11 protein-coding genes are annotated in these 13,375 nt (G+C 55.9%); 6 read left to right on the top strand and 5 right to left on the bottom strand.

What is annotated here, in order from left to right:
• Window positions 1–226 precede the first annotated feature (226 nt).
• From BOSE62_RS11400 to BOSE62_RS11380, 5 genes are read right to left on the bottom strand one after another with little or no spacing between them, the layout of a single operon-like run.
• Window positions 227–778: a glutathione peroxidase gene (locus BOSE62_RS11400; protein ID WP_159646250.1), complete on the bottom strand. Its 552-nt coding sequence runs from the start codon at window positions 776–778 to the stop codon at window positions 227–229.
• A 32-nt stretch (window positions 779–810) separates the two neighbouring features.
• On the bottom strand, window positions 811–1,299 hold the full coding sequence (locus BOSE62_RS11395) for a YybH family protein (protein ID WP_159646247.1): 489 nt from the start codon (window positions 1,297–1,299) through the stop codon (window positions 811–813).
• A 5-nt stretch (window positions 1,300–1,304) separates the two neighbouring features.
• On the bottom strand, window positions 1,305–2,777 hold the full coding sequence (locus tag BOSE62_RS11390) for an aldehyde dehydrogenase (RefSeq protein ID WP_159646244.1): 1,473 nt from the start codon (window positions 2,775–2,777) through the stop codon (window positions 1,305–1,307).
• Window positions 2,774–3,544, bottom strand: coding sequence for a maleate cis-trans isomerase family protein (locus BOSE62_RS11385; protein WP_159646241.1), 771 nt, complete (start codon window positions 3,542–3,544; stop codon window positions 2,774–2,776). The genes BOSE62_RS11390 and BOSE62_RS11385 overlap by 4 nt, the downstream gene beginning before the upstream one ends.
• Window positions 3,541–4,737: an FAD-dependent oxidoreductase gene (locus BOSE62_RS11380; RefSeq protein WP_159646238.1), complete on the bottom strand. Its 1,197-nt coding sequence runs from the start codon at window positions 4,735–4,737 to the stop codon at window positions 3,541–3,543. The genes BOSE62_RS11385 and BOSE62_RS11380 overlap by 4 nt, the downstream gene beginning before the upstream one ends.
• Before the next feature lie 134 nt (window positions 4,738–4,871).
• Here BOSE62_RS11380 and BOSE62_RS11375 point away from each other — a divergent pair, with 134 nt between their 5' ends.
• From BOSE62_RS11375 to BOSE62_RS11350, 6 genes are all read left to right on the top strand, one after another.
• Window positions 4,872–6,083, top strand: coding sequence for a class I SAM-dependent methyltransferase (locus tag BOSE62_RS11375; protein WP_159646235.1), 1,212 nt, complete (start codon window positions 4,872–4,874; stop codon window positions 6,081–6,083).
• A gap of 55 nt (window positions 6,084–6,138) precedes the next feature.
• Window positions 6,139–7,503, top strand: a complete 1,365-nt coding sequence (locus BOSE62_RS11370) for an MFS transporter (RefSeq protein ID WP_159646232.1) — start codon at window positions 6,139–6,141, stop codon at window positions 7,501–7,503.
• A gap of 134 nt (window positions 7,504–7,637) precedes the next feature.
• Window positions 7,638–8,459, top strand: coding sequence for an alpha/beta fold hydrolase (locus BOSE62_RS11365; RefSeq protein WP_159646229.1), 822 nt, complete (start codon window positions 7,638–7,640; stop codon window positions 8,457–8,459).
• A 230-nt stretch (window positions 8,460–8,689) separates the two neighbouring features.
• Entirely contained in the window at window positions 8,690–10,999 is a 2,310-nt protein-coding gene (locus BOSE62_RS11360; protein WP_159646226.1) for a TonB-dependent receptor, read from the top strand.
• A 69-nt stretch (window positions 11,000–11,068) separates the two neighbouring features.
• A complete protein-coding gene (locus BOSE62_RS11355) occupies window positions 11,069–11,377 on the top strand; it encodes a hypothetical protein (RefSeq protein WP_159646223.1) in 309 nt (102 codons plus the stop codon).
• Window positions 11,378–11,379: 2 nt separating this feature from the next.
• A complete protein-coding gene (locus tag BOSE62_RS11350; protein WP_159646220.1) occupies window positions 11,380–13,359 on the top strand; it encodes an oxidoreductase in 1,980 nt (659 codons plus the stop codon).
• The last annotated feature ends 16 nt before the right edge of the window (window positions 13,360–13,375 follow it).

The raw sequence follows: 13,375 nt of genomic DNA, 5'->3' as shown, positions 1-13,375 counted from the left end.
ATGTCCGCTTTCAGCAATTATTATCTCGAATGACTACGTATTATGTGGAGGCGCACAGCAGACAAGGTAGTTGCCCAGCGGGAACGACCGCAATTACTGCGGGAGCAGACTAGCCGCTTTGTTTTTCATCCAATCCGTTCCAGTGTAACACCGACCAAACTTGCGAAACTTACGCACGAGAGTCGTCGTCGATACCCAGTAGCGCGAAAATGTCTTAGAAGAAGATCTACTGTGTGAGATAGCTCTCTATAGCGGCGACCATAGCTGGATCGTCAGGCGACGTGTCCGGCATAAACCGGGCAACGACTTTGCCTTCGCGTGATACAAGGAATTTCTCGAAATTCCACAGGACTTCCGGAGCATCCCAGATCGGTAAGTCTTTGCTCGCCAGACGGTTGCGCATGGCATTGCCATTGGGGCTCATCGCTTCGGGTTGCTCGGCGGTTAGGGCATCATAGAGCGGATGGCGATCATCACCGGCGACGCTGATTTTCGAGAACATCGGAAAACTGACATCATAGGTTAGCGTGCAGAATTCAGCAATTTCCTGTTCGGTGCCAGGCTCTTGAGCGAGGAAATTATTGGCCGGGAAACCGAGAATGACGAAGCCCTTCTCCTTATGCGCGCGATACAATGCTTCAAGACCCTCATATTGTAAGGTGAGCCCGCATTTCGAGGCGGTGTTGACAATGAGCAGAACGGAGCCTGCATAATCGGCGAGGCTGGTCTCTTTGCCGTCAATCGTTTTGAGCGGGATGGTCTGAAGTGTGGTGGTCATGTTCGCTTTTCCGTTGCGATAGGAAGATCGGATTAGTAAAGGATACCTTTCGCGGCCAGTCGCTCGTGGAGTAACGGATCGACTGCCGCTTCATGCGTTGCGCGCATCTGGATGAGCGATGCTAGCGGCGATTCTGCGTAATGGATGGCGCGCCAACCGGTCGTTGTCTTGCGCAGCACCATTGTGATCCGGACCGGTCCGCCAAATGGCTTGGGGTAGAGCCGGTTGTCCGGGATATAGGTGCTCCAGTTTGCATGAAAGAAGGCGATCACAATATCGTTGCTCGCTTCGGTGACATGAAGATCATGCCACGTCAGTAGTCGTTCGGATTTCGAGCGGTCGACTCCCCAATAGGCAAGTATCTCGTCCCATCCGTGATGCGGTTTGCATTCCTCGGCGAGATAGGTCGCATTCTCTTCGCTCTCATCCCACAATGAACGCATGGCAGGCACATCATAGCCGTTCCACGCCTCGAAATAAGTGTCGAGAAAAGCCGAAATTTCGTCCTGTAGTTTCGTCATGCCATTTATCCCTTGCCGAGCTTTGTAAGGGTCAACGGCTTGCATGGCATGCTGACTGTTTTTTGGTGCATGTAGAAAGCCTCTGCTGCGCGACCGCCCTCGGCTCCAACACCTGACTCGCGAAAGCCGCCGAAGGGTGCGCGCAATTCGCGCATCATTGGAGTGTTGCACCAGACCGTGCCAGCAGAGATTTTTGCCTGGGCCTCCATGACGGTGGCGATATTCTGCGACCAGACATAACCGACCAGACCAAAACGAGACCGGTTGGCGATGGCATAGGCTTCTTCTGCAGTATCGAAGATCTGCACCGACGCAAATGGCCCGAAGATTTCATCCTGACACAGACGGTGGTCATTGGATTCGACCAAGGCAATGGTCGGTTCGAAATAGAAGCCCTTGTCGAAGGCAGCGGCGCGTTTGCCGCCGGCCAGCAAATTGGCCCCATTATTGCTCGCTTCGGGAACGAAGCTCATCACATGCTCATAATGGCGTCCTGAGGCGAGTGGCCCGACTTCGGTGGAGGCATCACGCGGCGATCCGACCCTGATCGCCTTGGCCCGCTCGACAAAGGCTTCGATAAAGCGCTTTGCGATGCCGCGCTGGACGAGAATCCGCGAGCCAGCTAGGCATTGCTGGCCATTGTTGGTAAAAATGCCGATCAGCGCACCGTCCAACGCCTGTTCGAAATCGGCGTCTTCGAAAATGATATTCGCGGACTTGCCGCCGAGTTCCATGATCGTCGGTTTCAGGTTTTCTCCGGCCGCAGTCATAATCCGTCGTCCGGTCTCGGTACCGCCGGTGAAGGAAATGCAGTCAATGTCGGGATGACGTACCAGCCGGTCGCCCGCCGTCGCGCCATTGCCGTTCACAAGATTCAGCACACCTTCGGGCAGGCCCGCTGACTGGATGATTTCAACCAGTTTGGAGAGGGCCAAAGGTGCCTGTTCGGCTGGTTTGAGCACGCAGCTATTGCCAAAGGCGATAGCCGACGCGACTTTCATCGAGCCCAGCGTGATTGGTGAGTTCCAAGGGGAAATAAGTGCGGCTACGCCTACCGGTTCACGCCGGACAAAGGTCAGATAGTTCGGATCCTGTTCGTAGAGCTCCGCCGTCATTTGGCCGATATAGTCTGCGAAGAACCGAAAATTGTCGGCGGAACGGCCGACTTGGCGACCGCGAACCTGACTATAGGGGATGCCCGTGTTCGCACATTCGAGATCGGCGATTTCATCAGCGGCGGCATCAATCGCATCGGCGCAATTGCGCAGTATCTTCTGACGCTCTGCGACACTCATATTCCGCCACTCGCCGCGTTCAAATGCTGCGCGCGCGGATGTGACAGCGCGGTCGACCAGTGCGTCCTCGGCGTCCGGGAATCCGGCGATAACCTCTTCGGTTGCGGGGTCGATAACGGAGATTGGCGCGCCGCTTCCGGCGATGGCTTCTCCGTCGATAATGGCAGTGGGTGCGGTTATCATCGGGCAGGGTTTCCTTTTGTTGGTTCGCGGGCTTCGGCAAGGCGTTCGCGCCATTCGGAGATTTGCGGCACCGGCAGGCCGACAAGGTCACATAAGCGGTTGGCGAGGCAGAGATTGGAGGAAAATATGGCCGGACCGTTGCTGCCGGCGTCTCCGACAAGGGCCAGTGAGGGCATCCCGGTGCCGCTCAGCAGCACGGCATCGACGTCGAGGCCGGACATCGCCTCGGCGGCTGGACGCGCGTCTTCACTGCCCAGCGCATAGATGCTGCGGGTATCGCCGCTGCCTGTATCTATCCGGCGAACCTCAACGAGATCGAATCCAGCGCCGCTCCAATAGGCGCTAGCCGCTTCGGACAAGGCGGGTGGATAAGGGGAGGCGAGAGCGATACGCTCTATACCCAGTTTTGCGAACTGCCAGCGTATTGCCGCGGTTGCCGTGACCACGGGATAGCCGAGCCGCTCCTGGATCCGCTCTACGATGCGGGCTTCTGAATCCGTATCGATCAGGTAAGACGAGCCGGTGCAGCCAAAACCATAGGCATCCGGGCGCAGCGTATCGAAATCCTCGAGGCTTGTCTCCAGCCGTTCGATATAGTCGCGCAGCCGTTCCATTGGATCGTTTGAAGCACTGGTTAGGCGATTGACGACAAGGGCGCAGGCGGGAGGCAATATAATCCTCATTTCCGCCTCGACCGTGGGATTTGCCTGGGGCGTGCCGATGCCTATCATCGCGTCCCGGCCATAATCGTACCGCCGTCCGGTCATGCGATTTCTGCCGCCTTGCGCAAGCCGGCGATCATCGAGCTGCGCAACAAGTGCTCGCGCGCGGCGTCCGGATCGGCGACCGTGCGTTGCAATGCCTGGAGCGATTCGCGCCGCTTGGCCGGATCCCGTTCCTGCATACGCGCGCGGTTGCGATCCGCCTGGGTGAGGATTTCCTGTTCCGCGATGGGCCGCCGTCGGCGCGTATAGCGATCAAGCCGGTCCAAGGCCGCCCTGTTCAGTATCTCTTCAAGCGTGTTAACCAGTTCAAAAGCATCGTGGATGCCGCCATTCATGCCCATCCCGCCAGATGGCGAATTGAGGTGGGCAGCATCACCGGCGAGCAGCACGCGACCCGACCGATAGTCGTCCACGATCCGCATATGGATGCGATAGGGACGGATTTGATCGACCTTGTGGCCGCCGTCGATCTTTACGATCTCCTGCAGCTTGCGTTCGATGCTCGCCGGTTCCAGAGCATCTTCGATGCTTTCTTCGCCGTCCGGGTAGAGGCTGCAGCGCCACAGGCTGGGCAAGCGCAACAGGCTGAATGTGCCGCCGTCCTTCCAAACATAGTTGACGTTGGACAGGCCTTCGAGATGCTGGTCAAAGGGAAATCGCGTGGTGGCAAGGATTGTCGTCTCGGGATAGGTCTTTCCCTTAAACGGAAAACCGAGCGCCGAGCGTACAACGCTACGAGCCCCGTCGGTACCAATCAGGAATGCAGCCTCATCGGTCATGACTTCGTTTTCGGAATCGCTTAGCGTGACGCGGACTCCCTCATCATCTTGCTCTACTCCGTCCAACTTGATGCCCATGCGTATATCGGCCCCTTCGGCGATCAGCATGTCCAGCATGATCCGGCAAAGCTTGGATTGTTCGCATTGGAGCCGATAGGGGTGGCCCGTTTCACTATTGATGACACCGAGGTCAAATACCGCCCGCTCGCCGCTCGGGTGCATGCGGACCTGCCAAGTTGGACTGATCAGTCCCTGCGCAATCAAGGGAGCTGCGACTCCGAGCGTTTCGAGCATGTCCAGTGTTGGCGGATGAAAAGTGGACGCGCGCAGGTCATTGGGCAATTCCGATGCTGCTTCATAGAGGATAAAGGGAATTTTACGTTTCTGCAGGAGCATAGCTGCTGTTAGGCCCACAGGGCCGGCGCCTATGATGATAATGGGTTTTGAGTGTTTCATTACGTTCAAACTCTTGCAATCTCATTTGTCTTAGATATAAGACTATTCAGTCGGTGTAATTACAAGCCGCGAAAATCGCAAGGAAGATTTGGCATTTACAAATTACGGCATTCAGAGGTTCGATAGGAAAATTGATGGTCAGTACATCAGACGCACTGTTCGCGCATAAGAATTCAGGCATTCCGGACATCGAGGAGCTGCCTCATTCGAATCTTGAAGAGCGGGGTCGCCAGCGTTTTTGCAGCGCGCTTCGCCGCTTCGCCATCCAAGAAATGCCGGAAATGGTCCGGAAGGATTTTGACCAGCGTGTCGCGCCGGCACACAAAGCCAAGGGTGAGTTGATCGGGGACGCGGTGGCGATTGAAGAGGTGATGAAGGGCGAAGCATCCTATCGTTTCTACAGTACACTCCGTTACAATGCCCAGGAAATGTGTTTTCAGTCGGTTCAAGAGCCGATCGAGCGTGCTCTGCCTGAAATGATTGATGTGGCCAAGGCTGCGGTACAACGCAATCCGGCCGGGGGCTCGCTCCGGCTCAATCCGGAGATGCCCATCCCGCCTTATGTCTCCCAGCTTGATGTTCATCTGACGCCGGGTTGTTTCCACAATGAGTGGGTTGAAGACGATGTGGCCCAAGGGGCGGTTGTTTCCCTCGGCGCACGTGTCTTTTCTGCGAGTATGAACCATCGCAGCTGGGGCGGCGTCGCGAAGGTCGTTAGTCGTTGGCTAAAGCACGAACGTCCTGATTTTGCGCCAGTTCGCATCCTTGATATCGGGACCTCTTCGGCTAAGAATCTCATGCCCTATGCCGAAGCCTTTCCTGATTCGGAAGCGCATGGTGTGGATGTCGCTGCGCCACTTTTGCGCTATGGTCATGCCGTGGCCGAACACGAAGGCATCGCCATTCATCTCAGCCAGCAGAATGCCGAGGCACTGGATTTTCCCGAAGGTCATTTTGATTTAATCGTTTCCAGCTTTTTCTTCCACGAGATTACCGTCGATGCAACGCGCAATGTGCTCAGGGAATGCCGCCGCCTGCTTCGGCCGGGGGGTGTCATGGTTCATCAGGAGCTGCCCGCCACGTGTCTTGTCGATGCTTGGGAAGATTTCTTCTGGAACTGGGATACCGAGCATAATAACGAGCCAAACTACACCAGTTTTCGGGCGCAGGATCCTGCTGTTCTGTTGGAGGAGGCAGGCTTTGGTCCGGATGAAAATTTTGCACAACTCTTGCCTGATATCGGTACCTATCCAGAGAGGGCAGAGGCGTTCGGCTGGGACGAGCCGGGTCGCCCGCGCCACGGCAAAGGTGCCTGGTATGTCTTTGGTAGCAGTCTTCCGTCCTAGGGCGATACGAATCTGAGTGAAACGCGCATCAGCGCCCGTGGTTAAGGAATGCTTTGTGAAAATTGATCGAAATAGCGGCTGGTATCGCTGGTATGTAGTTGTTCTGCTTCTCCTCGTATTTATCCTCTCCTATTTCGATAGATTCATTCTCTCGCTTGTGGTCGAGCCAATCAAGGAAATGATGGGGCTTAGCGATTTCCAGATTGGTCTACTGCTCGGCCCGGCTTTTTCCATCTTTCATGTCGCTGTCGCGATTCCATTGGGGTTGCTCGCTGACCGATGGAGCCGCAAGTGGCTGCTGATTCTAGGGCTCGTGATTTGGTGTACGATGACCACGATGAGCGGTTTTGCGATGTCATTTCTGCCACTACTGATTTTCAGGTTGGGTCTCGGCCTTGGCGAAGCGGTGGTCAGTCCTTGTTCGGTGTCGATCATTAGCGATTATTTCAAGCGTGAGGAACGTGCTCGCGCGATCAGCCTCTATATGGCGGGGCCCTATCTAGGGGCCGGGATGGCCTTTCTTGCCGGCGGCGTATTGGTTTCGGCGCTTCACGACGTCGGCGATATCGAGTTGTTCGGGCATATGTTTGCTCCCTGGCAGATGACATTCCTCGTCGTCGGTGCGCCAGGCATTCTGTTTGCGCTGCTGCTGATGACAATTCAGGAGCCACCCAAGACCGATACGATCAGTGCCAGTGAGGAGAGCGGTCCGAAGATCAGTGCAGTACGTTACATGCTCGATCGTTGGAAGGGCTTTGGCGTCCTGTTCACCGGCGCAACATGCAACTTTGCGATGGCGACGCTTACCTTCTGGAATGTGCCGCTATTCTCGCGCGTATGGGGTTGGGACGTAATGACGATTGGCGCAGTCACCGGCCTGTTCTACTTTACTGCAGGGCCGATCGGTACTGCACTTGCCCTTTGGTCGAGCAAGCGGCTTGGTCGAGAAGGCGATATGGGCGGAATGTATACGCTGATCCTCGGCTTGTGCATCACTGTTCCGATGAGCGCTATTTATCCGATTATGCCATCGGCCCAACTGGCTGTTGTTGCGATGTTTATCGCGTTTATCGGGAAATCGGCTGCAACTGCTGGCGGACCTGCAGCTTTGCAGATGATTACACCGGGCGAGATCCGCAGTCGTTCGGTAGCAATCTTCAACACGGTAATCACGCTGATCGGTCCATTGCTTGGGCCGCCGCTGATTGGGGCCGCCACCGACTGGTCCGGTAACCCCAAGTCAATCGGGGTGGTGCTGTCGGGCTTTGTTCTGTTCGTCGGGATACCAACGATCTTGGTTATGATTTTCGGCCTAAAGCATTATCGCAAACTTGCTGAGGACATGAAGGTCCTGACCAGCGCGATGGACGCTCGGGATGCCAAATCTGCAGCGATCGACGCTAAGGGGGCTGTCACCTGATCAATTGATTTAAAAATAGGATGATTATCGCCACTTTAGAATCTGGCTAAGAATGGACTGGATATGCACCCCGAAGGAAATGGATCTGATCACGGTGGGTGGCGGGACTGTATGTCGAAAAAGCAGGTGATTCAATGAAGCTTCCGATCATGACCGCCTTGCCGAATGAACGGCGCGGTTATGTCGATGGTCCCGACGGCCAAATCCATTATCGCAGCTTCGGAGAAGGTCCAGCGGTGCTGCTTGTCCATCAGGCGCCTTGGTCTTCACTCCAGTTCCGGCATGTGCTGCCAGTCATTGCGCATGCCGGTTTTCATGCAATCGCCATTGATCTGCCGGCTCACGGGATGTCAGACCCTCCCCAGCAGCCGAGCATAGAGTGTTATGGGGAGAATCTGGCCGTGCTGCTAAAGGCGCTCGGTATTGGGTCGGCAATTCTTCTCGGTCATCGTGGCGGCGGCCTTGCTGCAGGCCGTCTGGCTGCCGTGCATCCCGATCTCGTCACGGGCTTAATTCTGGATAACGCCCCATTTTACTCCAGCGAAGAGCGCGCTTCGCGGATTGGCAAATTTTCTGATAACCAGGATATTTCCCAAGACGGTAGCCACCTCACCGATCGCTGGCGTTGGGTACGGGCAACAGGCGACCCCGACTGGAGTGACGAAACACTCCATATATCTGTCCTCACCTATTTTCTTCACGGGCCTTGGAAAGAGCATGGTCACAGCGTCATTCCGAAATATGATTTTCGGGCTGACGTGCCCAAAATCCGCTGCCCTACGCTTGTAGTCGCGAGTCGCACAGACCCGATCTATTCTTGGGGAAAGCAAATCGTCGAGGCACGGCCCGACTGGGCCTATGCGGAATTACCTGGCGGTCCCGGCATGGTGCTTGACCGGGCTGAGGAATGGAATGCACTCGTCATTACCTATCTAAGACAATTTTCTGATTTATGATCAAGATGCTAATATAGATTGACGGGATCGCTGGCGAAATCGGCCAATCGATACAGCTATAAGAAATTGTAAAATATATGTAATTTTAGTGAGTTTCGCTCCCAAACAAAAACTATTGGACTAAGGAAAATTATGATATATAAATAGGACAAATGAGTTTCAGATCACGCCGGACAAGTGATGCAAATTGGGTTTGATCTAGAAAAATCTGTACACCAGGGAAGGCTAAAATGATGAACTACAAGACTACAGGGTACGCCCTTCTGATCAGCGGAACACTTCTTTCGTCAACGTCGGTATTAGCGCAGGTTGCTGCATCCGACGAGGCAGAGGCGTCTAACGCACCGCAAGAGATCATCGTAACCGCGCAGCGTCGCGAGGAGTCGCTGCAGGAGGTGCCTTTGGCCGTTTCTGCCTTCGGTGCGCAGGAACTGGAAGCCAGGCAGGTCACTGATACGCTGGATCTCGTCAACTATGTTCCCAACCTAATCGGCCATCATAATACGGCAGTCGGCACCGCCAACGCCTACGCGATGCGCGGCCTCGCCAACTCGGAATCGATCTCGACCTTCGATCCGCCGGTTGGCACATATATTGACGACATCTATGTCTCGCGTCAGGGTGCCAACAATTTCTCGCTGTTCGACGTCGAACGCGTAGAAGTATTGCGCGGGCCGCAGGGTACGCTCTTCGGTCGCAATACTACAGGTGGTGCGATCAACGTCATAATGGCGCGTCCACAGAACGAATTTGGGGGCTTTGCCGAGGTAGGTTACGGTCGTTTCAACCGCGTCCAGTTACGCGCTTCGGTCGATGTGCCGCTGATCGAGGACCAGCTGCTCACCAAGCTTTCTGGCTATTATATCGAATCCGACGGTTACGTGAACAATCTGAGCACCGGAGATAAGCTGAACGGTGAAGAGAATTGGGGGCTTCGCGGAGCTGTTCAGGCGCATCTTTCCGACACCGTCAAATGGGATATTTCGGCCGATTATATTCATAATTCAAACGCCAATCTCCCGCATTTTTACGATCCGACGACCGATCAGCGCATTACCTACACACAAATCAGTGCCGATACCCCGCTCGGCAGCGATCTGGTTTCTTCGCGGCTCGCTGACAACACTGCTGGCAATCTCGCCGAAAGCTATTCCATCAGCTCTAATCTCGAGGTCGAAGTGGGTGGCAATGCCACGCTCAATGTCATTACCGGCTATCGTCATCTTTATCAGGAATTCCTGACGGAGAGTCTCGCCGGTGCAACCGGTGTCGTCATCGATGGCGTGAACCTCGTGTCGGCTTCGCCCGGCGCCGGGATTCCTCTGGCAAGTGACAGCTGGCATGGTCAGTTCAGCCAGGAGATCAAATTCAGCGGCGAAGCTTTTGATGGCCTGCTCGACTATGTTGCCGGTGTCTATTATATCAACGAAACCAACGAAACAGACTTCGCGAACTTGCTCATCCTGTCCAGCGGAACGGCGTTCCTGAATGGTGACCGGGTCATGTCCAACGATACCGAAGCCTATGCCGGCTATATCCAGGGCGACTTTCATCTGACGCCGGATCTGACGTTTACGGCCGGCGTGCGTTACACGGATGAACGGAAAACCATTGCCTATTCACCCAATGTGAACTCGTTACCACTGACCTCTTCGGCGGTTCCTTTCGACACGCAGGATCTAATTGATCTCGGTATACCGGTCGAGCAGCGCTCCAAGGTCTGGACGCCACGGTTCGCGTTGCAGTACCAAGCGGCCGATGATGTCATGCTGTTCGCGTCGGCGACACGCGGTTTCAAATCCGGAGGCTGGAACGCCCGGGCCTATTCACCTGACAATGCAGCGGCCTTCACACCCGAAACGATCTGGTCATTCGAAGGCGGTGTCCGTTCGCAATGGTTTGACCGCCGTCTTACGGTAAACCTGACTGGTTTCTACTTCACCGATTATGATCAGCAGCTTCCAGGCGGTGGCCTCAACCCATTGACGGGTACGATCACCTATCTGACGCGTAATGTTGCGGACATGCAGAACTATGGACTCGAAGTCGAGCTTTCGACGACGCCGATTGACGGACTGAACGTCTTCTGGTCGTTTGGTTTGCAGGACGCGAGCTTCAAAAATGTCAATGATATCACGCTTGCACAACAGGCGAGTTGTGTGGCTGGTGACGTGACTGCATGTAATGTCAGCATCATCACACCCGATGGACAGATCGCGGAACCGACACGCGCTCCGTCCTTCACTTCAACGGTAGGCGCCAGCTACAATTGGGAACTTGGTAACGGATTGTCGATCCAGCCCGCTGTGAACTGGAATTACATCAGTTCAACCTGGGTCTCGACTTCAAACGATCCGCGGGGCTATCAACCGGGCCACGGCGTCGTGAACGGCGGGGTTACATTGCGTTCGGATGAGGGCTGGTCGCTAGGCCTCGAATGCAACAACTGCTTTGACGATCTCTACATGACCTCCTTCCTGATCTACCCCTATCTCAGTGATCCGGGTCGTTGGATGGCGCGTTTGCGTTACGACTTCTGATATTTTGGTGTATTGGAAAATGGGCGGCACTGATGCCGCCCGTTTTCTGTTTTTCCGGGCAAGGATTCCATGGCAGACAATAGCGCCGACAAACCGACGAAAGATGTAAAGCTGCCCCGTTCGAGCAAAGGTGCTCGATCGCGGTTTTTTGACGATCCCGCGATTGATCAGATAATGACTTTTTTGCTCGAGCTGATGGCGGAGACGAACGCGCTTCGTGAACGTGCAGACACGATTGAAAGACTGCTCGATGAAAAGGGAACTATCAACCGAGATGAGATCGAAGCTTATCGCCCCGATGCCGAATGCGAGGCTGAGCGTTCGGCCTGGAGCCAAGCATTCATCCAGCGGGTGATGCGGTTTCACGAACCCGATTGAGCGTGACAGCTTATCCTAATCTCTTCTCGCCTCTGAAGGTAGGAACCCGCGAGCTTCGAAACCGGGTTGTCCACGCCTCCACCTCTACCCATTACTCCAGAGACGGTCGCGTCACTGACCGCTTGATCGCCTATTTTGCAAACCGGGCAAAGGGCGGGGCAGCGATGCTGGTCAGTGAACCGATGGCCATGTTGAGCTGGCAGACGCTTCCCACGCGCCCGCAGATTCTCTCGGGCCTTAATGCTGATATGTTGCCGCGCTGGGCGGAAGCAGTGGCGCGCGAAGGCAGTTTGATGCTCGGCCAGATCCAGGACAACGGACGTGGCTTTCGCGCCGGATATCGCAATCTTTCCGCGCGGGGTGCTTCGGCACTGCCTGACGATCTGAGCTGGACGGTGCCACAGGTACTGGAGACCGGGGACGTCCACCGGATGATCGACGAATTTGTCTGCTCGTGCGGGATTCTGGCCGATGCCGGATTCGCCGGAGTGGAAATATCGGCGGGACATGGTCATATCTTCCACCAATTCCTGTCTGCACGCTCCAATCGCCGCGAGGACGAATTCGGTGGTGATTTGAACGGTCGGGCTCGGCTACTGGTGCTGCTAATGCAGGGCATACGCAGCCGTTGCGGGGCCGATTTCCTGATCGGTGCCAAACTGCCGGCAGAAGATTTTTCCGAAGGTGGTTTCGGGCTCGAAGAGGCCGAAGCGGTGACCGCGCTGCTTCACCAAAAGGGTGAGATGGACTATGTCACATATTGCTGGGGTAGCCATTCGGATTCACTCTACACTCATCTTCCCGACAATCATGGGCCCCGGACCCCCTATGTAGAAACCATAAGTCGGTTGGGCCGCTCAGCTGCGCCGCGTCTTCCGCTTGGTGCGCTTGGCCTGATCACTGATCCCAATGAAGGCGAGCGGATAATTCGTGACGGACTCGCTGATCTTGTCATGCTCGCACGTCCGCTGATTACTGATCCGGCCTGGCCGGTCAAGGCGGAGCAGGGGCGCGAGGCGGAGATCCGCTATTGCGTTTCGTGCAATACCTGCTGGCACATGATCACTTCGGGCCGCGGCCTGCTCTGCGACAATAATCCGCGGGTGGGCGAGAGTGAGGAGGCCGATTGGACCCCACCAATCACGCAGAATCCCAAACGCGTGGCAGTGATCGGCGCGGGCGTAGCCGGAATGGAGGCAGGGTGGGTCGCAGCTGCGCGCGGCCATAGGGTTTGTATCTTTGGAGCCTCGGAACAGCCCGGCGGCAAGACGAAGCTCCACGCGGCTTTGCCCGGCGGAGAAGGGCTCAGCAGCATTTACGACTACCAGCAACTGGCTGCACGCCGTCACGGCGCAGAAATGCGATTGGGTTTTCCCGCGACGATCGAGGATGTACTCGCCTTCGGCCCGGAGATTGCGATTTTGGCGACAGGTTCAACTCCTGCGTGGCCCACCTGCCTGCCCGAGCAATGGCGCGAAGAGGGTATCGTACCCGATTTGCGAGAAGCCGCGGCGCTGTTTCTTGATCACAAGGCGCACAATCGCGGCACTGCTGTCATTTACGATGAGGATGGCAGCGCTTTCGTCTATGACGTGGCTGAGCTGCTTATGGAGCGTTTTGACAGGGTCGTGATCCTCACACCACGCGAAAGGCTGGCTGGAGACGAGGCGCTGGTCGTCCGACAGGGCGTCTATCAGCGGCTCTATAGCAAGGGCGCGCATATTCTGACTTCGGTTCGCCCGCTGGCGACGTCGCGGCTCGAAGAGGGCGAGGTCGCGTATGAGAATGTTTTCAGTGGCGAAGAAAGTGTGATCGCGGATGTGGCCTTTCTCACCTATGCCACCGCTCGGACGCCTGATGATGCGCTGGCTACGCCGCTCCGGGAAGCCGGTATAACCGTGCACAACATCGGTGATGCCAAAGCACCGCGTATTGCGCTGAGTGCAACGAGCGAAGGCTATCGGCTCGCTATGGAAATTTGAGGAAAGGGAATTGGGT

Origin of the sequence: Sphingorhabdus sp. 109, from assembly GCF_902506555.1 — a bacterium.
In the GTDB taxonomy this organism is placed as follows: domain Bacteria; phylum Pseudomonadota; class Alphaproteobacteria; order Sphingomonadales; family Sphingomonadaceae; genus Parasphingorhabdus.
This window is presented reverse-complemented; position numbering and strand designations above follow the sequence as displayed.